Annotated in this window: 18 protein-coding genes; 9 read left to right on the forward strand and 9 right to left on the reverse strand. The window is 61.3% G+C overall.

Annotated features, from left to right (window positions below):
• Nucleotides 1-97 precede the first annotated feature (97 nt).
• From entH to entC, 5 genes are read right to left on the reverse strand one after another with little or no spacing between them, the layout of a single operon-like run.
• The gene (entH, locus tag V7Q49_RS09940; protein ID WP_333850750.1) at nucleotides 98-511 is read right to left on the reverse strand and encodes a proofreading thioesterase EntH; all 414 of its coding nucleotides are present in this window, start codon (nucleotides 509-511) and stop codon (nucleotides 98-100) included.
• Nucleotides 512-1,267 carry a 2,3-dihydro-2,3-dihydroxybenzoate dehydrogenase EntA gene (gene entA, locus V7Q49_RS09945; RefSeq protein WP_333850752.1) on the reverse strand — a complete coding sequence of 252 codons (756 nt, stop codon included), beginning with the start codon at nucleotides 1,265-1,267 and terminating at the stop codon, nucleotides 512-514.
• The gene (locus tag V7Q49_RS09950; RefSeq protein WP_333850754.1) at nucleotides 1,267-2,121 is read right to left on the reverse strand and encodes an isochorismatase; all 855 of its coding nucleotides are present in this window, start codon (nucleotides 2,119-2,121) and stop codon (nucleotides 1,267-1,269) included. Before V7Q49_RS09950 ends, entA begins: the two co-directional genes overlap by 1 nt.
• A gap of 10 nt (nucleotides 2,122-2,131) precedes the next feature.
• Complete coding sequence (entE, locus tag V7Q49_RS09955) at nucleotides 2,132-3,730, reverse strand: (2,3-dihydroxybenzoyl)adenylate synthase EntE (RefSeq protein ID WP_333850756.1); 1,599 nt, start codon at nucleotides 3,728-3,730, stop codon at nucleotides 2,132-2,134.
• Between the two features lie 9 nt (nucleotides 3,731-3,739).
• A complete protein-coding gene (gene entC / locus V7Q49_RS09960) occupies nucleotides 3,740-4,915 on the reverse strand; it encodes an isochorismate synthase EntC (RefSeq protein WP_333850758.1) in 1,176 nt (391 codons plus the stop codon).
• A gap of 187 nt (nucleotides 4,916-5,102) precedes the next feature.
• On the opposite strand from entC, the gene fepB reads away from it, so the two are divergent.
• The gene (gene fepB / locus V7Q49_RS09965; protein WP_333850760.1) at nucleotides 5,103-6,062 is read left to right on the forward strand and encodes a Fe2+-enterobactin ABC transporter substrate-binding protein; all 960 of its coding nucleotides are present in this window, start codon (nucleotides 5,103-5,105) and stop codon (nucleotides 6,060-6,062) included.
• An 87-nt stretch (nucleotides 6,063-6,149) separates the two neighbouring features.
• Here fepB and entS read toward each other — a convergent pair whose 3' ends face one another.
• A complete protein-coding gene (entS, locus tag V7Q49_RS09970) occupies nucleotides 6,150-7,397 on the reverse strand; it encodes an enterobactin transporter EntS (RefSeq protein WP_333850762.1) in 1,248 nt (415 codons plus the stop codon).
• Nucleotides 7,398-7,508: 111 nt separating this feature from the next.
• On the opposite strand from entS, the gene fepD reads away from it, so the two are divergent.
• From fepD to V7Q49_RS09995, 5 genes are all read left to right on the forward strand, one after another.
• Nucleotides 7,509-8,513 (forward strand): Fe(3+)-siderophore ABC transporter permease, encoded by a 1,005-nt coding sequence (fepD, locus tag V7Q49_RS09975; RefSeq protein WP_333850764.1) that lies wholly within the window; start codon nucleotides 7,509-7,511, stop codon nucleotides 8,511-8,513.
• A complete protein-coding gene (gene fepG, locus V7Q49_RS09980) occupies nucleotides 8,513-9,502 on the forward strand; it encodes an iron-enterobactin ABC transporter permease (RefSeq protein WP_333850766.1) in 990 nt (329 codons plus the stop codon). Before fepD ends, fepG begins: the two co-directional genes overlap by 1 nt.
• Entirely contained in the window at nucleotides 9,499-10,293 is a 795-nt protein-coding gene (gene fepC, locus V7Q49_RS09985; protein ID WP_333850767.1) for an iron-enterobactin ABC transporter ATP-binding protein, read from the forward strand. The genes fepG and fepC overlap by 4 nt, the downstream gene beginning before the upstream one ends.
• 122 nt (nucleotides 10,294-10,415) lie before the next feature.
• Nucleotides 10,416-10,949 carry a type IV toxin-antitoxin system AbiEi family antitoxin gene (gene abiEi, locus V7Q49_RS09990; protein WP_333850768.1) on the forward strand — a complete coding sequence of 178 codons (534 nt, stop codon included), beginning with the start codon at nucleotides 10,416-10,418 and terminating at the stop codon, nucleotides 10,947-10,949.
• Entirely contained in the window at nucleotides 10,942-11,862 is a 921-nt protein-coding gene (locus tag V7Q49_RS09995; protein WP_333850771.1) for a nucleotidyl transferase AbiEii/AbiGii toxin family protein, read from the forward strand. The genes abiEi and V7Q49_RS09995 overlap by 8 nt, the downstream gene beginning before the upstream one ends.
• Before the next feature lie 55 nt (nucleotides 11,863-11,917).
• Here the strand turns inward: V7Q49_RS09995 and entF are convergent, their stop codons facing one another.
• From entF to fes, 3 genes are read right to left on the reverse strand one after another with little or no spacing between them, the layout of a single operon-like run.
• Nucleotides 11,918-15,784, reverse strand: a complete 3,867-nt coding sequence (entF, locus tag V7Q49_RS10000) for an enterobactin non-ribosomal peptide synthetase EntF (RefSeq protein WP_333850773.1) — start codon at nucleotides 15,782-15,784, stop codon at nucleotides 11,918-11,920.
• Nucleotides 15,781-15,993, reverse strand: a complete 213-nt coding sequence (locus V7Q49_RS10005) for an MbtH family protein (protein WP_333850775.1) — start codon at nucleotides 15,991-15,993, stop codon at nucleotides 15,781-15,783. Before V7Q49_RS10005 ends, entF begins: the two co-directional genes overlap by 4 nt.
• A gap of 14 nt (nucleotides 15,994-16,007) precedes the next feature.
• Nucleotides 16,008-17,210 carry an enterochelin esterase gene (gene fes, locus V7Q49_RS10010; RefSeq protein ID WP_333850778.1) on the reverse strand — a complete coding sequence of 401 codons (1,203 nt, stop codon included), beginning with the start codon at nucleotides 17,208-17,210 and terminating at the stop codon, nucleotides 16,008-16,010.
• A 253-nt stretch (nucleotides 17,211-17,463) separates the two neighbouring features.
• Here fes and V7Q49_RS10015 point away from each other — a divergent pair, with 253 nt between their 5' ends.
• The 3 genes from V7Q49_RS10015 to V7Q49_RS10025 all read left to right on the forward strand — a co-directional run bounded on the left by V7Q49_RS10015 (nucleotide 17,464) and on the right by V7Q49_RS10025 (nucleotide 21,759).
• Nucleotides 17,464-19,704, forward strand: a complete 2,241-nt coding sequence (locus V7Q49_RS10015) for a TonB-dependent siderophore receptor (protein ID WP_333850780.1) — start codon at nucleotides 17,464-17,466, stop codon at nucleotides 19,702-19,704.
• 333 nt (nucleotides 19,705-20,037) lie between these two features.
• Nucleotides 20,038-20,682 carry an enterobactin synthase subunit EntD gene (gene entD, locus V7Q49_RS10020; protein ID WP_333850782.1) on the forward strand — a complete coding sequence of 215 codons (645 nt, stop codon included), beginning with the start codon at nucleotides 20,038-20,040 and terminating at the stop codon, nucleotides 20,680-20,682.
• A 135-nt stretch (nucleotides 20,683-20,817) separates the two neighbouring features.
• Nucleotides 20,818-21,759 carry a D-ribose ABC transporter substrate-binding protein gene (locus V7Q49_RS10025; RefSeq protein WP_142488581.1) on the forward strand — a complete coding sequence of 314 codons (942 nt, stop codon included), beginning with the start codon at nucleotides 20,818-20,820 and terminating at the stop codon, nucleotides 21,757-21,759.
• Nucleotides 21,760-21,763 lie beyond the last annotated feature (4 nt).

Consider the following 21,763-nt stretch of genomic DNA (forward strand, 5'->3'; position numbering starts at 1 on the left):
ACCATCCTTGCGGAATTAAAAAAATCTTTAAGACAATACTATTACTGATTTCGTTAAGGTGAAAATAAGTGAGGGCGAGAATAACCTCGCCCCGATATTAACCCAACACCATGGTACTCAACCGGCAGGTACAACACCGCCGTCCCTGCTCGTCATACACCACGATCTCCCAGCTCTGGCTGGTGCGCCCAAGGTGCAGCGGCTGACACACCCCACGCACGTGGCCGTGAGCCACGGCGCGGTGATGGGTGGCATTCAGCTCCGTGCCCACCACGCTCTGTCCGTCGCGGGTCATCAGGAAACCGGCCATCGACCCCAGGGTCTCTGCCAGTGCCGCCGACGCGCCACCGTGCAACAGGCCAAACGGCTGATGAGTTCGCGCATCCACCGGCATCTCGGCTTCGAGGGTATCGTCACCGAGCCGGGTGTAAAGGATCCCCAGATGCGCCACCATCGTGTTCAGGCTGGAGCCGTTCAACTCCTCCAGCGATAAATGTCGTTTCCAGATCATCTAGGCCCCCAGCGTGGAGCCACCGTCCACCACGATATCCTGCAAGGTGATGTGGCTGGCGAGGTCGGAGGCAAGGAACAGCACGGTATGAGCAATCTCCTGCGGACGGGCAATTTTACCCAGTGGAATGCCGAGCTTGAACTGCTCGCCAAAGCCGCGAATACGCTGCTGTTCGGCGTCGTCACTCACCCACAGCGTGCGCTGCATGTCGGTATCGGTGGAACCCGGCGACACCAGATTACAGCGCACCCCGCTGCCCGCCAGCTCCAGCCCGACGGTCAGGGCCAGGTTTTTCAGCGCCGCTTTCGAGGCACCGTAGGCGCTCATGCCGATGCGCGGCGTATGGGCCGCGTCGGAGGCCACGGTGACAATCGCCCCGCCCTGCTGACGACGGAACTGGCCCATCGTCTGCTGGAACAGGTTGAACGCCCCGCCCACGTTGACCGCAAAGGTCTGCTGCCAGTCCTCCTGCGACAGCTGGTCAGTCGCCCCCATCCGCAGGATCCCGGCGGCATTGACCAGCACATCCAGACGATCCATCCCTGCCAGTAAACGCCCGCAGACCTCGCTTACCTGAACCGCGTCCGCCACGTTCAGCATCTCGGTGGCAAAGGGATAGCTCGCCTGCGGGAAGGCCACGTCAAAGCCCGTCACCTGCGCGCCCGCCTCAGCAAACGCCTGCGCGGTGGCGTAACCGATGCCTTTTCCGGCCCCGGTTACCCAGACGGTTTTCCCGGCGAAATCGAACGCAGCCATTATTTCACCTCGCGGGAGAGCAGCGCCCACCAGGCATCCAGGGTCGGGTTTTTCGCCAGCATCACGAAGTCGATATCGCCATGCACTTTGCGCCAGCGCGCCGCCAGGGCCATCATCCGCACCGAATCCAGACCGTAGTCGATCAGGTTTTCGTCATCCATCGGCTCGTCGGACTCATCCAGCAGCGGCAGGATGAGCTCCCGCAACGCCGCTTTCGAGGCAGGAATGGACGGCAGCAGTTCGTCGGTGGTCACCACGCGCCCGGAGCGACCGGCCACGTATTTAAGCGACATCAGGTGCTCATCGCGGGTGAAATCCGCCAGCGCATCGGCGACGAAGAACGGCTGGATGTCGCGCATAAAGGCGTCGGTGGCGGTGGTCATGCAGCCGATGTGGGCATATACGCCGGTGATGATCAGCTGGTCGCGACCGGTCTCTTTCAGCATCTCCTCCAGCGGCGAGCGGTGAAACGCGCTGTAGCGCCACTTCACCAGCACGGTGTCGGCGTCGTCCGGGGCCAGCTCCGCGACAATGCGCTGCTGCTCCGGGGAGCGGGTCAGGCCCGGCCCCCACATGTCGTTCAGCAGGGCGCGGTCTTCATCGCTCTGCTCTTTAGGTTGAGCGGTGTAGTAGACCGGAATATTGTGCTGTTTGCAGTAGTCGCGCAGGCGGGCGATGTTCGCCACCACCTGGGCCATCATCGGACAGTTATCGCCCCAGAAGTTGAGAAAATACTCCTGCATATCGTGGATCAGCAGCGCGGCGCGCGCGGGCTCCAGGGTCCAGCTCACTTTGTTGGTCGGCAGATCTGCCGCGCCTGGCAGCGCGTAACCGGTTAATTTTGGAATTGCCATCTTCTGCTCCTCAGCCCTGCGCCCGTTCGGCCAGCCACAGGCGTAATTGTTTTTTATCGACTTTGCCTACCGGCGTCAGCGGCAGTGCCTCCAGGCACTCCACGCGATCCGGCAGTTTGAATTCAGCGACCCCCTGCTCACGCAGGAAGCGGCGCACCTCGACCGCGCGCAGGGGCTGTTTCACCACCAGATACGCGCAGCTCTTCTCGCCCAGCAGGCTATCCTCCATGCTGACCAGCGCGGCGTGGATCACCGCCTCGTGGCGCAGGAGCAAGTTTTCTACCTCTTCGGCGGCAATTTTTTCCCCGCCGCGGTTGATCTGATCTTTCTCGCGTCCCTGCACGGTGATGTAGCCCTGCTCGTCGATGGCGATCAGATCCCCGGAGCAGTAAAAGCCGTCCGCATCAAAGGCGCTGGCGTTGTGTTCCGGGCTCTTGTAGTAGCCGCGGAAGGTATAAGGGCCGCGGGTCATCAGACGCCCCACTTCACCGCGCGGCAGCGGATTGCCCTGTTCATCGGCCACCCACACTTCGTCATCCGGGCACATCGGGCGGCCCTGGGTATTCATGATCCGCTCCGGGGCATCGTCCAGCGCGGTGTAGTTCACCAGCCCTTCGGCCATGCCAAACACCTGCTGGAGCTGACAGCCGATCTCCGCCGGAATACGGGCGGCCAGAGTGGCGGAGAGTCGCGCTCCGCCCACCTGCAACAGCTGCAGCGACGCCAGCTGGGCATTGCCTGCCCCTTCGGCGATGGCCTGCAGCCACAGGCTGACCGCAGGCGGTACCAGCGAGGTGACGGTGATCTGATGCTGTGCGATCAGCGGGAAGCAGAGCGTGGCGCTCGGATCGTTAGCCAGCACCACGCAGCCGCCGGCCATAAAGATCCCCAGCGAACCCGGAGAACTCATCGCGAAGTTGTGCGCCGCCGGGAGGGCGTTCAGGTAACGGGTATCGGCAGTAATGCCGCAGATCTCGTTGCTGCGACGAATGCTGTAGTCATAGTCGTTGTGGGTGCGCGGGATCAGCTTCGGCGTGCCGGTGCTGCCGCCGGAGAGCTGGAAGAACGCCACCTCATCGGCCGGGGTCGGGCTGGCGATAAAGTTATCCGCCGGACGGGCAATGGCCGTCTCCAGCCCTTCGCCCCGCAGCAACACCACGCGCAGGGAGCGGTGTTGATCCACAAAGGTGTTCAGGAAATCGTCACCGGCAAACAGCCCGTGGGCGCGGTCGGCAATCAGCAGCGCGGGCTCAATCTGGCTGGCGTAGGCGTTTAGCTCGCTGCGCTGGTGGCTGAAAAGGGCATTGACCGGGGCCACGCCCACCTGCAACAGCGCGAAAAAGGTGATGTAAAACTCCGCGACGTTGCCCAGCTGCACCAGGGCGGTTTCGCCCCGCTGGATCCCCTGGGCCTGTAGCGCGGAGGCAAGGTTATTAACGGCCTGATGGAACTGGCGATACGTGAAGCGGCGTTCGCCGTCGATAATCGCCAGCGCATCGCTGTCGGCGTGGCGGGTCAGGATCTCCGTCAGGGGCAGATCCTGCCAGTAACCTTTTTCACGATAGCGGCGGGCGAATGCGTCGGGCCAGCGGGTAAAGGGAAGAGTCATGTTTAATCCTTAATGCAGGCCAAAAACGTTCAGCATGGTGGTCAGTTTGACGCCGGTTTCGCGCCACTCGGCCACCGGGGAGGAGGCAGGCACAATCCCGGCACCGGCAAACAGGCGCACGCTGTTGGCCTGAAGGCGGGCGCAGCGGATGGTCACCACCCACTCGCCGTTGCCTTCGCTGTCGCACCAGCCGACGATGCCGCCGAACAGCTGGCGGTCGAACGGCTCCAGCTCGGCAATCAACTCTTTCGCCGCCAGGTGCGGGAAGCCGCTCAGGGCCGGGGTTGGATGCAGCAGGCAGGCCAGGGTCAGGGCGTTTTCATTTTCACGCGCTTCGCCTTCCACCGGGGTAGCGAGGTGCCACAGGGTCGGGGTGGTCACCAGCTGCGGTGAGTCGGGCATGGTCAGCTGATGGCTGCGCGGAGCCAGCACCGCCTTCATCGCCTGGGTGACCAGCTCGTGTTCGTGGCGATCTTTGGCCGAGGCCAGCAGCTTGTTGCCCGCCTCGCGATCGAGCATGTCGTCCGGCTGGCGACGGGCAGAGCCGGCCAGCGGCAGGGAGCTGAAGTGGGCTCCCTCTTTGCGCAGCAGCAGCTCCGGGCTGGCGCCGAGCAGTACCCCGCCATCCTCCAGCGGAACGTGGAAGTTAAAGCTGGCCGGGTTCTGGGCAATCAGTTTTTCCAGCAGCGCGCCGCTGTCGAGGTTCTCTGCGGTGGCAATGTCGATCAGGCGCGACAGCACCACTTTGTTAACCCGCGGGGTGGCGGTCAGCGCGGCGGCGCGAGCGACCATCTCTTCGAAGGCTAGCTGGGCCGGGATCTCGGTGCGGGAGGTGACCGTCAGCGGTGCGGTCCGGGTGGCATAGCGGGCAGACTGCTGGCGCGCCGGGCGGGCAAAACTCTTCCACTGTTGCGGAATGAACAGCGACGACGGCTGGCGGGTATCAAAAGGGATCGCCCCCACCATCACCGGGTTAGCGATCCCGGCGGCTTTTGCGTCGGTAAAGGCCTGGGCCAGCTGCTGCTGAAAGGCGCTGGCGGGATCGTCGCCGCCGACGGCTGGGGTGGAGAAACGGGCAAAGCAGCCGGTAGTGGTAAAGCTGCGATAAGGCGACATAAAAAAGAAGCTGTCTTTTTGCAGCCGGGTCGCGGTGTGCTGAACATCCTCAGCCAGTGACGTATCCATATCATCCTCCTGAAATGATAAAGGCAGTAAGAATTATTATCATTTATATTTTCGCTGGCTAACCTAATCCCAGAGCGCGACGGTGTCAACCGCCGAGCGCGCATCTTATGCGACTATCGCTTGCATCCCTGCGGCGCATTCATGAAAATGAGAAGCATTAACTTCAACAAAAACAGGATGCCCCTTAGTGAAATTGCCCGCTGTTCGTCGCAACACCCTGCTTTTAATAGGACTTTTACTTTCAGGATTAACCTCAGCCCTCGCCGCCGACTGGCCGCGTCAGGTCACGGACAGCCACGGAACCCACACGCTGGAGAGCAAACCGATGCGGATTGTCTCTACCAGCGTGACCCTCACCGGCTCGCTGCTGGCGATTGACGCCCCGGTGATCGCCAGCGGTGCTACCACCCCGAATAACCGGGTGGCGGACGATCAGGGCTTTTTGCGTCAGTGGGGCGAAATAGCTAAACAGCGTAAGCTCGCGCGGCTGTACATCGGCGAGCCGAGCGCCGAAGCCGTTGCCGCCCAGATGCCGGACCTGATCCTGGTCAGCGCCACCGGCGGGGATTCTGCCGTGGCGCTGTACGATCAGCTGTCGGCCATCGCCCCGACGCTGGTGATCAACTACGACGACAAAAGCTGGCAGGCGCTGCTGACCCAACTGGGCACCCTCACCGGCCAGGAGAAGCAGGCCGCCGCGCGGATTGCCGAATTTGATACCCAGCTCACCCGGGTGAAACAGCAGCTGAAGCTGCCGCCGCAGCCGGTGAATGCCCTCGTGTACACCGCCGCGGCCCACAGCGCCAACCTGTGGACCACCGAGTCAGCGCAGGGCAAGCTGCTGCAACAGCTGGGCTTCTCGCTCGCCACCCTGCCCGCCGGGCTTAACCCGTCGCAAAGCCAGGGCAAGCGCCATGACATTGTGCAGCTGGGGGGGGAAAACCTGGCGACCGGACTGAACGGCGAAGGTCTGTTCCTGTTTGCCGGGGATCGGAAGGATGTGGATGCGATCTACGCCAACCCGCTGCTGGCCCATCTCCCGGCGGTGCAAAACAAGCGCGTCTGGGCGCTGGGCACCGAGACCTTCCGTCTGGATTATTTCAGCGCGATGCGGGTGCTGGAGCGTTTAGAGGAATTATTTAAATAATTGTGCGGCCGGATGCCCGGTGGCGCTGCGCTTACCGGGCCTACGATTTTCTCCCTCTCCCTTCGGGAGAGGGCCGGGGTGAGGGGATCAGGCCGCACTGTCGTTTAAAACGATTTCCTGCCGGAACCGGCGCAACTCCGCCAGGGCCACCAGCAGTATTGCCCCCACCATCGCCAGCACAAAGCCGCTGCTGCTGGCTGAGGCCACCGGGGTCATTATCACTCCCAGCCCGCCGAGAAGGGCGGCCCCAATGGCATCACCCGTCACGTTCTGCGCCGTCCACAGGCCATTGATGCGCCCGAGCATCGCTTCCGGGGTCTGGGTCTGGATCAGGGTGTATTGCAGCAGGGAACTGACCGCGCTCAGCCAGCCGAACAGCGCCAGGCAAATCACGCCCAGCGCCCAGACCGGCATCAGGCTGAAGAAACCAATCGCAATAAACGAGGCCAGGGTCGCCAGCAGCATAATCAGCCCCGGGCGGGCGCTCTGCGCCAGATTGCCGCTGGTGAGTGCGCCAAAAGCCGCACCCAGCGGGATGGCGGCATATAGCAGGCCAATCTGCGACACGCTCATCTGCCACTCCATCGCCAGCGCCGGATAGAGCACCCGCACCGCGCTGGCCATCGTTAGTAAACCACCCAGCAGGGCGATACCGCCTATCAGCGGGTTGCTGAACAGAAAGCGGATCGCCGCCATCAGGGATCTCAGCGGATGTTCACGCGGCTGCGGCGGAGGCGGCAACAGCGGCAGACGCAGCAGGGTTAAGGTGGTAATAAAGGTGCCCGCCGCCGCCAGGCCGTAGTTCCAGGCGACATTCCCGGTGCCGAGCAGCAGGCCGCCGACCATCGGCGAGATCACCGACCCCAGACGCACGGTCAGCATGGTGATCGCCCCCGCCTGCATCAGATTTTCGCGCCCCACCAGCGCTGGCGTGGCGGCCAGCAGCGCCGTCACCCCGAGCGAGGCAAAAAATCCGTCCCACAGGCCGAGGGCATAGATGGCGATTAACGACGGCTCCGGCAGCAGCGCATTCAGGCATAACCCGACAAAGCCCACCCCGCAGGTACCGCGCGCCAGCAAAATCAGCTTTTTACGCTCGTAGCGATCCGCCAGTACCCCGCCGACCATCAGGCCGATAAACATCGCCCCGCCGGTCAGGGTGACGGAGAGCCCTACCAGCCAGCTGGAGTGGGTCATCGCCTGGATTTGGACCGGTACGGCCACGCCGAGCAGGCCAAGGGATAAAATGGAGATAAAACGGGCAATAAAAACAGCACGAAACGCAGGATGCGTCTTCAGCAGGCTCAGATTGAGCAGCCAGGATTGTCGGGTCATTACAAAGCCTTAATGGTTTCTTTTGTACCAATTCCATGGCCGCACATGCTAACATAGCTAAATAAGATAGATAACGATAATTACTATCATTATCAAGTAATGGACGTTGCTATGTCGTACTCCTCTTCCGCGTCACGCGCCCTTGCCGTGCCCGGTTTACTGTTACTGCTCACGTTTGCTATCGCCCTCAGCCTGTCGGTGGGTGCGAAGCCGCTGCCGTTTTCCGTGGTGGTCGATGCCCTCACCGCCACCTGTCAAAGCGCCGACTGCACCATCGTGCGGGATGCCCGCCTTCCGCGCACCCTCGCCGGACTGCTGGCCGGTGCCGCCCTCGGCCTTGCCGGGGCGCTGATGCAAACCCTGACCCGCAATCCGCTGGCCGACCCGGGCATCCTTGGCGTAAACGCCGGGGCCAGCTTCGCCATCGTGCTGGGCGCGGCGCTGTTTGGCTTCTCCTCCCCCGGCGAACAGCTGGTGATGGCCCTGTGCGGCGCTTTCGCCGCCTCGCTGCTGGTGGCTTTTACCGGCAGCCAGGGCGGGGGCCAGCTCAGCCCGGTGCGCCTGACGCTTGCGGGCGTGGCGCTGGGCGCGGTGCTGGATGGCCTCTCCAACGGCATCGCCCTGCTCAACCCGGACGTTTACGACCAGCTGCGCTTCTGGCAGGCGGGCTCGCTGGATATCCGCACCCTGCAAACCTTGCAGGTGGTGAGCGTGCCGGTGCTGATCGCCGCTGCCGTGGCGCTGCTGTTAAGCCGGGCGCTCAACAGCCTGAGCCTCGGCAGCGACACCGCTACCGCCCTCGGTAGCCGGGTGGCGCGCACCCAACTGACCGGATTACTGACCATCACCGTCCTGTGCGGCAGCGCCACGGCGGTGGTGGGCCCCATCGCCTTTATCGGCCTGATGATGCCGCACATGGCGCGCTGGCTGGTGGGGGCCGATCACCGCTGGTCCCTGCCGGTGACGCTGCTTGCCACCCCTGCCCTGCTGCTGTTTGCCGATATCCTCGGGCGTCTGCTGGTGCCCGGCGAGCTGCGGGTGTCGGTGGTCAGCGCCTTTATTGGCGCGCCGGTGCTGATTTTCCTGGTGCGCCGCAGACGCGGAGGTGCCCTGTGATGGCTCCCTCCCGTCGTTTAATTATCAGCTGCCTGGTGCTGATGCTGGTCAGCCTCGGCGTGGCCCTGTTTAGCCTGCGCAGCGGAGCGGTGACGCTGGATTTTGCTCAGGTCTTTAATGCCCTGACCGGCAGCGCGCCGCGCAATATCACCCTGGTGGTCACCGAATGGCGTTTACCGCGCGTGATGATGGCCCTGCTGGTTGGCGCGGCGCTCGGGATCAGCGGCGCGATTTTCCAGTCGCTGATGCGCAACCCCCTCGGCAGCCCGGACGTAATGGGCTTTAACACCGGGGCCTGGAGTGGCGTGCTGGTGGCGATGGTGCTGTTTGGTCAGCACCTGACGGCTATTACCCTGGCGGCCATGGCGGGCGGGATCCTCACCTCGCTGATCGTCTGGGCGCTGGCCTGGCGTGACGGCATTGAAACTTTCCGCCTGATCATCATTGGCATCGGCATGCGCGCCATGCTGATGGCCTTTAATACCTGGCTGCTGCTGCAGGCCTCGCTGGAGACCTCGCTCTCTGCCGGGCTGTGGTTCGCCGGGTCGCTCAACGGCCTGACGTGGGCCAAAACCCTGCCCGCCGCCCCGCTGATCCTGCTGATGTTTGTCTGCGCGTTGCTGCTGGTAAAACGGATGCGTCTGCTGGAGATGGGTGACGACAGCGCCTGCGCGCTGGGCGTCAGCGTCGAGCGTTCACGGCTGATGCTGATGCTGGTGGCGGTGGTGTTAACCGCCGCGGCGACCGCCATTGCCGGGCCGATCTCCTTTATTGCGCTGGTGGCGCCGCACATCGCCCGCCGTCTGAGCGGCACCGCCCGCTGGGGGTTAACCCAGTCGGCGCTGTGCGGATCGCTGCTGCTGCTGGCCGCGGATCTCTGCGCCCAGCAGCTGTTTATGCCATATCAACTTCCGGTGGGCGTCGTGACCGTCAGTCTTGGCGGTATCTACCTCATCGTCTTGCTTGTTCAGGAGTCCCGCAAGAAATGAGTGCCAATCTAACCCGCTTGCGCGGCGAAAATCTGACCCTCGGCTACGGCAAAAAAACCGTGGCCGAGGATCTGCATGTGGCGATCCCCGACGGCCACTTCACCGCCATTATCGGCCCTAACGGCTGCGGGAAATCGACCCTGCTGCGCACCCTGAGCCGCCTGATGACGCCGCTGCACGGCAACGTTTTCCTCGACGGCGAGCAGATCCAGCGCTATGCCAGTAAAGAGGTGGCGCGCCGGATTGGACTGCTGGCGCAAAACGCCACTACGCCGGGGGATATCACGGTGCAGGAGCTGGTGGCGCGCGGGCGCTATCCGCACCAGCCGCTGTTTACCCGCTGGCGTAAAGAGGATGAAGTGGCGGTCACCAAAGCGATGCAAGCTACCGGTATTACCGACCTGGCGGCGCAGAGCGTGGATACCCTCTCCGGCGGGCAGCGCCAGCGGGCATGGATTGCGATGGTGCTGGCCCAGGAGACGTCGATCATGCTGCTGGACGAGCCGACCACCTGGCTGGATATCAGCCATCAGATCGACCTGCTGGAGCTGTTAAGCGATCTGAACCGCACCCAGGGCTTTACCCTGGCGGCGGTGCTGCACGACCTCAATCAGGCCTGCCGCTATGCCACCCATTTGATTGCCCTGCGCGACGGTAAGATTGTGGCCGAGGGTGCGCCGAAGGAGATTGTCACCCCGGAGCTGATCGAACGGATCTACGGGATGCGCTGCATGATTATTGACGATCCGGTGGCGGGTACCCCGCTGGTGGTGCCGCTGGGACGACGATAAGACAAACTTTATCTCTACAGAAAAGACACTTGACGGTGTCTTTTCTGTCTATATAGCTATGCTAAACTCGTTATCTGTACACGATAAACACGTTAAGATAGCTTTTTTGTAGAGACAGGACTGTGGATAAACTGACTGCCATTAATACCCTGGATCGCTTCAGCCAGCACGGACGATATGTTTTTCATTTAAACGATCTGAAATACCTGTTTTCTGAGGAGTCAGAGCGCACCCTGAAAGCCTCCCTTAAACGTCTTGTCTCAGCAAACATCCTGACCCGCGCGGCCCAGGGGATCTATGTTTACAACCGTGCGTCAAAGGACAGTTTTATCCTGGAACATATCACCCGAACCTTGCGCCGGGGCGAATACAACTATGTCAGCCTGGAATCGGCACTCTCGCAGTATGGCGTAATTTCTCAAATCCCGATGGACAGGCTGACGGTAATGACTACTGGAAGAGCGGGAGAATTTAAAACGCCCTGGGGCGTTATCGAGTTAACGCACACTAACCGCTCGATCAGCGATATTCTGAACAGTACGGTAGAGACGACAGCCCCGCTTAAATTCGCCAAAAAAGAGACTGCGTTGCGCGATCTGCGTCGGGTTGGACGCAATACACATTTAATTGATACACAGGAGGTGGATCATGTCTAAACGGGTAGAGTTTAAGGTACTGGTTGAGGAGGCCCTTCGACAGACAGAGCTGGCAAATTTACGACCGGTTGTCGAAAAGGAGCTGCTGCATTATGACGTGCTTTTTTGTCTTTCCGAGGCAGGTCTACTCAAATCATTAACCTTTCAGGGCGGTACATCTTTACGCCTCTGCTATGACGCTAACCGGTTCAGTGAAGATCTCGATTTTGCGGGTGGCGCTGATTTTTGCGCCACTGATCTAGCTCAAATGAAAAACTGCATTGAAAAGTATCTTGGGGAACGATACGGGCTGGAAGTTAGCGTCAAAGAACCCGATGAATTGCGTGCCGAACCGGAATACGCAGAAATTAAAGTCGATAAATGGCAAATTTCAGTGACAACCGCGCCGGAGCGCAAAGACCTTCCCAGACAGCGTATTAAAATTGAAATCGCGAATATCCCTGCTTATACCCATTCTTACCGACAGCTCGTGCGCAATTATACCGTGTTACCAGACGGCTATAGCGATACCCTGATCAGAGTTCAGTCACTCGACGAGATCATGGCGGATAAACTGGTCTCGCTACCTGCAACCACCCGTCGGATCCGATATCGTGATATGTGGGATTTGCTCTGGTTAAAACAACAAGGTGCAAAAATGAACGTCGGACTGGTGAGTCAAAAACTCAAGGATTATAGGATCGAGAACTTTGCGCAATTGATTCAGGCCAGAATTGAATCACTGCCTGCGATCGTTGCCGAAGGCCAGTTTAATAATGAAATGAAGCGCTTTATTCCATCGGCTGTTTATGAAACCAGTCTGGGGAGAGAAGGCTTTTCATTGTTTTTACTGGATAGCCTTAGCGATTTATTAAATCAGCTTCGGACAGAACTCTATACAAAGAAAGATAACGCAGCGTTATTCAAATTATAAACAGACCCGCGTAATCCCGTAGGCCCGGCAAGCGTAGCGCCGCCGGGCGTTTTTACTACCCCAATATCCCCTTCAACATCGGTCCTATCGTCTCAAACGTCTGCGGGGAGATGATGTCCACGTGGGCGCAGTCCTGCGAATAGACCTCCAGCTCCCCTACCCAGCTTGCCCAGGCCTGGTGCGGATCCATCGTTCGCGTGCGCTCGGCGACAAAAAGCGTTGCTTTGCCATCAAATTTCGCACTGTGCGCGGTGGTCAGCAGACGCACCGCATCGGCGTAGTTGCCCTCGATGGCGCTGAACAGCTCCCCGGATGCCTGCCCCTGCTGAGCGGCGAGGAACGCCTGACGCTCGCGCGCGATCTCGGCTAACACCTCAGGGTCGAGGCCGTTAGCCTCTTTTTCACGCCAGTTTTGCGTCTCCGGCGGCCAGGTATCCAGCAGGCCGAGGAAGGCGACCTCTTCGCCCTGCGCCCGCAGGCGGGCGGCGATGCCCTGCGCCAGCGTGCCGCCCAGCGAATAGCCGAACAGATGATAAGGCCCGTGCGGTTGCTGAGCTAAGAGCGTCGCCAGATGCTGGTCGATGACCTCATCCAGGGTTGCACAGTGCTGCATCGGCCCCGGTCGCGGCGACTGGATGCCCACGATTGACCAGTGCGGATTGAGGTAGCGCGCCAGCACGCTGAACTGCCAGGCAAAACCGGAGGCCGGATGGAAGCAGAACAGCGTCGGGCCGTGGCTTTCGCGCAGGGGCAATATCGTCTCGTAGCCCAGACGCCGGGCCTGATCGTCGCTGATGTCGGATGCCAGCAGGGCGCTCAGCTTGCCCACCGTCGAGGCCACCATTACCTGGCCAGGCGTAACCTGGCGGGCAAAGTGGCGGCTCAGGCTGGCGGCAAGGCGCATCGCCAGCAGCGAGTGGCCGCCGAGGGCGAAGAAATCCGCCTCAATGTCGTTGATCTCGCAGCCCAGAAGCGCAGAAAACGCCGCGGCAATCGCCTGTTCTGCGTCGCTTTCCGGGGCGCGGCCCTGGGTTTTGACCGTTAATTCTGGCAGCGGCAGCGCCTTACGATCCAGCTTGCCGTTGGCGCTGAGCGGCAGGGCGCTGAGTTGCAGTAACACCACCGGCACCATATGCGGCGGCAGCTGGGTTTTCAGGGCATTTAAAAGCGCATCGCGATCCAGCGGCAGGCCGGACTCCGATACCACGTAGCCCACCAGCTGACGGGCATCGCCGCCGGTGTCTGCCGCCTGGTTGATAACGCAGGCATGGGTCACCGCCTGAGCCACGTCCGGCAGGGCCAGCATCGCCCGGTCGATCTCCCCCAGCTCAATGCGTTGACCGCGAATTTTCAGCTGATCGTCGCTGCGGCCTAAATACTCCACCGCGCCGTTATCCAGCCAGCGGGCCACGTCTCCGGTGCGGTACATGCGTTCGCCCGGCGCGAACGGGTCGGCGATAAAGCGGCTGGCGGTCAGGTCCGGGCGGCCCAGGTAGCCCTGTGCCAGCTGAATGCCGGTAAGATAGAGATCCCCCGCCACGCCGAACGGCACCGGGCGCATCATCGCATCCAGAATGCGCAGGCCGGTATTCCACACCGGGAAGCCGATCGGCACGCTGTTGCCTGTAACCAACGCCAGCTCCGGGCCATACGCCGGATACCAGCTGACGTCCACTGCCGCTTCGGTCGGGCCATACAGGTTATGCAGGGGCGCATGGGTGAGCTGCTCCCACTCCCGGCACAGGGCGGTCGGCAGGGCTTCGCCGCTGCAGAACACCTGTTTCAGGCTGGCGCAGCAGGTAGCGTTTTCCGGGGTCAGCGAGGCGACAAAGGCCGCCAGCATCGACGGCACAAAGTGGGTGGTAGTAACGCCGTACTGCGCAAAGAAATCCTGCATCGCCAGCGGGTCGCGGTGCGCCTCCGGCTCGGCCATCACCAGCTTTGCCCCGGCGATAAACGGCCACCAGAACTCCCATACCGAGACGTCAAAGCTGCACGGCGTTTTTTGCGCGACCACGTCCGCAGCGGTAAGCGGATAGTGGTCTTGCATCCACAGCAGACGGTTGACGATGGCGGTCTGGCCGACCATCACCCCTTTTGGCCGTCCTGTCGAGCCGGAGGTAAAGATGATATAGGCGGTCTGTTGCGGGGCACTCAGGTTGAGCGGTTCACCGCCCTCGGCGCACAATAGTGTGTTGTAACTAAACATCGCCACCGGCAGGTGGCTGAAGCGCGGGCGCTGTTCGTCGGTGGTAATGAGCAGCGACGGCCTGGCGTCCTCAATCATCATCTGCAGGCGATCGTCGGGATAGCCGGTGTCCAGCGGCAGCCACGCGGCACCCGCTTCGACAATGGCATGTAGGGCCAGCGTCAGGAATACCGAACGCGGTAGCGCCACCGCCACGCTGTCGCCGGGCTTCACGCCCCGGGCGCGAAGCTGGTTCGCCAGGGCCACTACCTGCTCGCGCATCTGGCGGTAGGTCAGATCGTATTGCGCATCGGCCAGCGCCGGGGCATCCGGGGTTTTCGCCGCCTGCTCCGCCACCAGCGCGCTCAGGGTGGTGAGCGGCAGAGGAACCGCTGTCTGGTTAATCTTTTCCAGCTGCTGATATTCAGCGTCAGATACCGTTTCGGCCTCGCCGCAGCGCAGGTCGATATTGGCGGCAAACTGCGCCAGCAGCGCATGCAGGCGCTCGACGTGGCGCAGCAACGTGGCTTCGTCATAACGCTGCTTGTTGGCGAGGATCTCAATGCTCAGGCCGCCCTGCTCGTCGGGGAACAGCGCCATCTCGAGATCGTTGACCGGGCCGGTCGCCAGGGTATGAGTCACGGCCTGAACGCCTTCGATATCCAGCTGGTAATCAAAGACCTTAACGTTAAACACCGGGCCAAACAGCGCTTCGTCGCTGGCGGCGCGCCCGCTGTCGCGGACGATCTGCTCGGCGTCGTAGCGCTGATGGCGGCGCATCTTCTTCATCTGTCCGGCCAGGCGCTGGGCCAGCTCCGGCAGCGTCTCCTGCGCCTTAATGTTCACCGCCAGCGGCAGCACGTTGAGCACCGGGCCGGTGGCGGTCAGCGCCGCGGAGCCCATCCGACGCATAAAGATAAACCCGGCGGCATAGCTCATGCGTCCGGTCAGGCGGGCGAGCCACAGGGCCACCAGCGCCAGCGCGAGGTCGGTACGCTGGCTCTGGCTGGCCGTGGTTAAACGGCTAAACGCCTGACGATCGGCCGTCAGCTTCAGGCGCAAAATGTCGGTGGTCGCGGCGCGACCCGGCAGCGGCGCGCTGGAGAGCGATACCGGCGGCGGGAGCTGCTTGCGCTGTTCGGCCCAGAAAGCGCCGTCACGGGTCCAGGCCTCGCTGTCGCGGTAGCGCTGATACTCCTCCACCACCTCGGCAAAGGGGGTAAATGGCGATTCCGGCACGGCATCGCCGTTGGACCAGGCGCGATAGATGGCGGCGATCTGGCGGGTAATGGCCGGGAAGCTGAAGCCATCCACCACTAAATGGTGATAGCGCTGATACCAGTACCAGCGGTTGTCCGCCACCTGGAGCAGCAGGTGGAAGGCCAGCGGCTGACCGCTGTCGACGCGCAGGTTCTGGTTAAGATCGGTCTGCATCTGCGCTAGCGCAGCAGCATGCGGATCCGCGTGGGCGCGCAGGTCCAGGATCTGCGGCTCCGGCAGCGTCATGGCGTCATCCACCCACTGCAAGATCTCGCCGTTGTCCTCGGTAAACCGGGTGCGCAGGGTGTCGGCCTGCATCATGCCCGCCACCACCGCTTTCGCCAGAAGCGGGGCATCAACCGGGCCGGTCAGCTCGACGTAATGGGCCACGCTCCAGGCATTGGGCAAGTCGGAAAGCTGTTCCGCCATCCAGATCCCCGGCTGGGCGGCCACGAGAGGACGTTGTGCGCTCATGGGTTCACCTGTGCAAAATGGGCCGGGATCAGGGTTTGCCAGCGGTTGCTAAGCCACTGCTGACAGGCTTCCTGCGACTGCGGCTCGCACACCACGCGCCAGCCGTCGGGCAAGGCGCACTGCTGCGGCCACAGGCTGTACTGCTGTTGCGCGTTTTGCACAATGGCGAACAGACCCTGCGGATCGTCGAAAGGGTTACTGAATTCCATACCAGACTCCATTATCAAATAAGCGGCTGCCAGAGAGTCATCAGCCCCTGCGTCAGCCCTCCCCGCCAGCAAAGTGCATCATGTCCGCCGTCAACCGGACGCCAGATAACCGGCTGCTGCGTGTGCTGTAGCTCGGCGTACAGCGCCTGACAGGCGCGGTAAATCAGCGGTTCCCGTCGCCCCGCCTCAAGGACAATGCGCAGTCCCTGGGCCGACAGCTGTTGGTTTTTAAGTTGTTCGATAATCACGCCGTCCTGCTTGCCGCCGCGATGCGGCCACCAGAAGGATCCCGACTGGCTGAGCACGCAGCCAAAACGCTGCGGCCAGTGCAGCCCGGCATACAGGGCAGAGAGCCCGCCAAAGCTCTGCCCGGCGACCACCGTGCGATCGGCGCGGTCGCTGAACGGGGCCAGCGCATGCACCTGCGGCAGAAGCTCCTCCTGCACCGCCAGCCAGAAGTCGGGGTTGCAGGGCAGCTCGCGGCTGCGGTGGGCGGTATCAATCACGTCGATCAGCACATAGACAGCGGGCGGCAGCTGGCGCTGATCGGTAAGCGCGGTCAGCGCGGGCCAGACCGGCATGCTCTCGGCCCAGAACTGGCCGTCGAGCAGCACCGCCAGCGGGCGTTCGTGAGGCGTTTCCTCACCGGTAGTGAAGATCCAGACCCGGCGGGTGTTGCCGAGCCTGGCGCTCTGCCAAGAAATAAACTGCGGGGAAACATAAAGGGTGTTGGGGTGATCCCAGCCCGGCTGAACCGGGGCCTCGGGCATCTCCAGCGCTGAGACCGGATGGCCGCGCCCGCCGCGCCAGTGCTGCGGGTTAAGCGGATCGGCGATCGCCCGCGGCAGCAGCGTGCGCCAGCCTTCTCGCAGGGCCATGCGGTCTGGCGGATCGGTGGCAAACACCGCCTCGCTGAAATCGTCTTCTTGAGCAGAGGGGATAAAACAGTAGCTGCCGCGCCAGTTTGGGCTGAACTCGCCCTGCCACTGCCAGACGTCGGTTCCGGCAATGCGCTCCAGCGTCTGCGGGCGGGCATTGTGGTGATGATCGGTCACGCCGGTGATATAAAGCCACACCCGTTTCAGCGGCGAGGTGCGCTCTGTTCCATCCGGATCGCGCCACCAGAAGGTGACCCGATAGTGGTCCCCTTCCCGCACCCATTCGGGCCCCTGTTTCGACTGCCACCAGCCGTCACTTCCCGTTTCCCGCGTCGTCACCACTCTAACCCCATGACCTGTTCGGTTTTTTTGATAAAAGATAAACAATATCGATAATATTATTGATAACTATTTGCATTTGCAATAGCGTATGGGCGCGCTGTGGGAAGCGCGCACATTAAACAACCATGCCATGCGCTGCGTACTGACTCAGGACTGAGGGGTTTTCGCAGACTGCGGGCGATATCTTTGGCCGCCTCACCCGTTCGGGATGGAGCCATGAGGCAGGCGACATCGAAAAGCAGGACAGACAATGAATAACAAGCTTCACTCACTGGCCTTACTGGTCAATCTGGGGATTTACGGTGTGGCACTGCCTGCGATGGCAGCGGATACCGCGGGCCACGAAGACACCATGGTGATCACCGCCGCCGAGCAGAACCTGCAGGCACCGGGCGTCTCTACCATCACCGCGGATGAGATCCGTAAAAACCCGGCGGCACGCGATGTGTCAGAGATCATCCGCACCATGCCGGGCGTCAACCTCACCGGTAACTCCACCAGCGGCCAGCGCGGCAACAACCGCCAGATCGATATCCGCGGCATGGGCCCGGAAAACACCCTGATCCTGATCGACGGTAAGCCGGTGACCAGCCGTAACTCTATCCGTCTGGGCTGGCGCGGCGAGCGTGACACCCGCGGAGATACCGGCTGGGTGCCGCCAGAGATGATCGAGCGCATCGAGGTGATCCGTGGCCCGGCAGCGGCGCGTTACGGTAACGGCGCGGCGGGCGGCGTGGTGAACATCATCACCAAAAAAGTCAGCAACGAGTGGCATGGCTCCTGGAACACCTATCTGAATGCCCCTGAGCACAACGAAGAAGGTTCCACCAAACGCACCAACTTTAGCCTTAATGGCCCGCTGGGCGGGGATTTCAGCTTCCGCCTGTACGGCAACCTGGACAAAACTCAGGCCGATGCCTGGGACATCAACCAGGGTCATCAGTCTGAACGTACCGGCGCCTACGCCGATACCCTGCCGGCCGGGCGCGAAGGGGTCGAGAATAAAGACGTTAACGGCGTGCTGCGCTGGGACTTCGCGCCGATGCAGGCCCTGCAGTTCGAAGCCGGGTATAGCCGCCAGAACAACCTCTACGCGGGTGACACCCAGAACACAAACAACGACAACAGCAGCAACGGGCTGGTGAAGAAGAACTACGGCAAAGAGACCAACCGTCTCTATCGCCAGAACTTCGCCCTGACCTGGACCGGCGGCTGGGATAACGGCATCACCACCAACAACTGGGCGCAGTACGAGCACACCCGTAACTCCCGTCTGGGCGAAGGGCTGGCGGGCGGCCTTGAAGGGCTGTTCAACAGCAATAAGTTCACCGACACCGACCTGTCCGACGTGATGCTGCACAGCGAAATCAGCCTGCCGATCGACTTTATCGTCAACCAGAACCTGACCCTGGGCACCGAGTGGGATCAGCAGCGGATGAAGGATATGTCCTCCAACGGACAGGCCCTGCAGGGCGGCACCATTCCGGGCGTGAGCGACAGCCGCAGCCCGTACTCCGATGCCGAAATCTTCTCCCTGTTCGCGGAGAACAACATGGAGCTGACCGACAGCACCATGCTGACCCCGGCGCTGCGTTTCGATCATCACTCCATCGTGGGCAACAACTGGAGCCCGTCCCTGAACCTGTCCCAGGGTCTGGGGGATGACTTCACCCTGAAGATGGGGATTGCCCGGGCCTATAAAGCCCCGAGTCTGTACCAGACCAACCCGAACTACCTGCTCTACAGCAAGGGCCAGGGTTGCTACGCGAGTGCGGACGGCGTCGGCTGCTATATGCTGGGTAACGAGGATCTGAAAGCGGAAACCAGCATCAACAAAGAGATCGGCCTGGAGTGGAAACGCGACGGCTGGCTGGCGGGTGTGACCTGGTTCCGCAACGATTATCGCGACAAGATTGAAGCGGGCTATGCCCCGGTGGGTCAGACCTCACTCGGCAAGACCAAAACCGATATCTACCAGTGGGAAAACGTGCCGAAAGCGGTAGTGGAAGGGCTGGAAGGCACCCTGAACGTGCCGGTCAGCGATACCATCAACTGGACCAACAACATCACCTACATGCTGCAAAGTAAGAACAAGGAGACCGGCGACCGTCTGTCGATCATCCCGGAGTACACGCTGAACTCAACCCTGAGCTGGCAGGTACAGCAGGATGTCTCCCTGCAGTCGACCTTCACCTGGTACGGCAAGCAGCAGCCGAAGAAGTACAACTACAAAGGCCAGCCGGCGACCGGATCTGAGCTGGACGAAGTCAGCCCTTACAGCATCGTTGGTCTGAGCGCGACCTGGGACGTGACCAAATACGTCAGCCTGACCGGCGGCGTGGATAACGTCTTCGATAAACGCCAGTGGCGTGCGGGTAATGCCCAGACTACCGGGAATACCGCTACCGGGGCCTATATGTATGGCGCAGGGGCGTATACCTATAACGAACCGGGCCGCACCTGGTATATGAGTGTGAATACGCAGTTCTGATGTCTCCCCCTCACCCTAACCCTCTCCCTCAAGGGAGAGGGAACCGTCCGGTGCGTGTGCACCCATGGTCTGTTTTTTTCAGTCTGGTAGGCCGGGTAAGGCGTAGCCGCCACCCGGCAATGTTGCGCCAGTGCGGCCTGCCTCCCCTCACCCTAACCCTCTCCCTCAAGGGAGAGGGAACCGTCTGGTGCGGGTGCACCCATGGTTTGTCTTTTGTCAGTCTGGTAGGCCGGGTAAGGCGTAGCCGCCCCCCGGCAATGTTGCGCCAAGGGAGAGGGAACAGTCGGAACGCGTGTGCTACCATGGAGTCCCTTTTTTAGCGGTGAGAAACAGATGTACACCACTTACTCCACGTTTCTTCTGGCCGGGCATACCGTTCACCGCATCACCTTCGATCCCGCGACCTTTACCGATGCGGATCTCCTGTGGCTTCCACATCATCAGCAGTTAAGCCAGGCCGGGCGCAAGCGCAAAGCCGATCACCTCGCCGGACGTATCGCCGCGTTTCATGCCCTGAACCGCAAAACCATCCCCGGTATCGGCAGCAGCGGCGAACCACAGTGGCCGGCAGGCATTGCAGGTAGCATCTCCCACAGCGGCACGCAGGCGGTGGCGATATGCAGCAAAAATGGGATTGTGGGTATCGATTGTGAAGCGATTATCGATGAACATGAAGCCCGTGAAATTCAGGATGGCGTGATTGATATGCGCGAAGCTCAGCTACTGGCTGAGTGCGGCTTCCCTTTCGATCTCGCCTTCACCCTTGCCTTCAGCGCTAAAGAGAGCCTGTTCAAAGCCCTCTTTCCCCGGGTGCAGGCATGGATGGGCTTCGACAGCGCGCGCGTCACGTCGCTTGCGGCCCACACTCTGACCTTAACCCTCACCTGCCCTCTCCCGCCCTTCGCACAAAATCAGGCATTTACCCTTCACTGGTGCCATATCGACACCCAGGTCCTCACCCTGATCTGTGATGCCTGACGGCTCAGGATCGTGATCCTTTTCTCCTTTTAAACAAATTAGCTGCCTAAACCGTAGACAGTTTTATCAGGCAGACTTATCGTTACATTGAATAATAAATCATTATTGAATAAATATTCAATGTGGAGAAAAAGAATGAACACGACCTTTGTAAAATCCGCTTTACTGGCCTCAATGATCGCCGCTTCCGGCTCCCTGTTTGCCGCCGATAACGGACTCATTGCGATTATTACCCCCTCACACGACAACCCGTTCTTCAAGGCTGAAGCCGACGGCGCGGCGGCGAAGGCAAAAGAGCTGGGTTACACCACCCTTGTCGCCTCGCATGACGATGACGTGAACAAACAAAACCAGCTGATTGAGACCGCTATCGCCCGTAAAGCGAAAGCGATCATTCTGGATAACGCCGGGGCAGATGCCACCGTCGGTCCGCTGGAGAAGGCCAAAGCGGCAGGCGTCCCTGCTTTCCTGATCGATCGTGAAATCAACAAAACCGGCGTGGCGGTGGCGCAGATTGTCTCGAACAACTATCAGGGGGCGCAGCTCGGCGCGGAGAAGTTCGCGAAGCTGCTGGACGGCAAAGGCAAATACGTTGAGCTGCTGGGCCGTCCATCGGACACCAACGCCCACGTGCGTTCCCAGGGCTACCACGACGTGCTGGATGATTACCCGGACATGAAAATGGTGGCGCAGCAGACCGCCAACTGGAGCCAGACCGAAGCCTTCACCCGTATGGAAGCCATCCTGCAGACCAACCCGGATATCGTCGGCGTGATCTCCGGCAACGACACCATGGCGCTGGGTGCCGAAGCGGCGCTGAAGGCCGCCGGGAAAAACAACGTGATTGTGGTCGGCTTTGACGGCAGCGACTACACCCGCGACTCGATCCTGAAAAAGGGCAACATCAAAGCCACGGTCCTGCAGCCGGGCTGGGAGCAGGCGCAGATGGCCGTTGAGCAGGCGGATTACTACCTGAAAAACGGCAAAGCGCAAAAAGACGAGAAACAGCTGATGGACTGCGTGCTGATCGACGAGTCCAACGCCAGCAAGCTGAATGTGTTCAACCTCAGCAAATAAGCGG

Origin of the sequence: Leclercia sp. (genome assembly GCF_036780805.1) — a bacterium.
In the GTDB taxonomy this organism is placed as follows: domain Bacteria; phylum Pseudomonadota; class Gammaproteobacteria; order Enterobacterales; family Enterobacteriaceae; genus Enterobacter.

What these genes read in the sequence shown, in the direction of transcription:
- entH (WP_333850750.1), bottom strand. Translation starts at nt 511, where the DNA reads ATGATCTGGAAACGACATTTATCGCTGGAGGAGTTGAACGGCTCCAGC.
- entA (WP_333850752.1), bottom strand. Translation starts at nt 1,267, where the DNA reads ATGGCTGCGTTCGATTTCGCCGGGAAAACCGTCTGGGTAACCGGGGCC.
- V7Q49_RS09950 (WP_333850754.1), bottom strand. Translation starts at nt 2,121, where the DNA reads ATGGCAATTCCAAAATTAACCGGTTACGCGCTGCCAGGCGCGGCAGAT.
- entE (WP_333850756.1), bottom strand. Translation starts at nt 3,730, where the DNA reads ATGACTCTTCCCTTTACCCGCTGGCCCGACGCATTCGCCCGCCGCTAT.
- entC (WP_333850758.1), bottom strand. Translation starts at nt 4,915, where the DNA reads ATGGATACGTCACTGGCTGAGGATGTTCAGCACACCGCGACCCGGCTG.
- entS (WP_333850762.1), bottom strand. Translation starts at nt 7,397, where the DNA reads ATGACCCGACAATCCTGGCTGCTCAATCTGAGCCTGCTGAAGACGCAT.
- fepD (WP_333850764.1), top strand. Translation starts at nt 7,509, where the DNA reads ATGTCGTACTCCTCTTCCGCGTCACGCGCCCTTGCCGTGCCCGGTTTA.
- fepG (WP_333850766.1), top strand. Translation starts at nt 8,513, where the DNA reads ATGGCTCCCTCCCGTCGTTTAATTATCAGCTGCCTGGTGCTGATGCTG.
- fepC (WP_333850767.1), top strand. Translation starts at nt 9,499, where the DNA reads ATGAGTGCCAATCTAACCCGCTTGCGCGGCGAAAATCTGACCCTCGGC.
- V7Q49_RS09995 (WP_333850771.1), top strand. Translation starts at nt 10,942, where the DNA reads ATGTCTAAACGGGTAGAGTTTAAGGTACTGGTTGAGGAGGCCCTTCGA.
- entF (WP_333850773.1), bottom strand. Translation starts at nt 15,784, where the DNA reads ATGAGCGCACAACGTCCTCTCGTGGCCGCCCAGCCGGGGATCTGGATG.
- V7Q49_RS10005 (WP_333850775.1), bottom strand. Translation starts at nt 15,993, where the DNA reads ATGGAATTCAGTAACCCTTTCGACGATCCGCAGGGTCTGTTCGCCATT.
- V7Q49_RS10015 (WP_333850780.1), top strand. Translation starts at nt 17,464, where the DNA reads ATGAATAACAAGCTTCACTCACTGGCCTTACTGGTCAATCTGGGGATT.
- entD (WP_333850782.1), top strand. Translation starts at nt 20,038, where the DNA reads ATGTACACCACTTACTCCACGTTTCTTCTGGCCGGGCATACCGTTCAC.
- V7Q49_RS10025 (WP_142488581.1), top strand. Translation starts at nt 20,818, where the DNA reads ATGAACACGACCTTTGTAAAATCCGCTTTACTGGCCTCAATGATCGCC.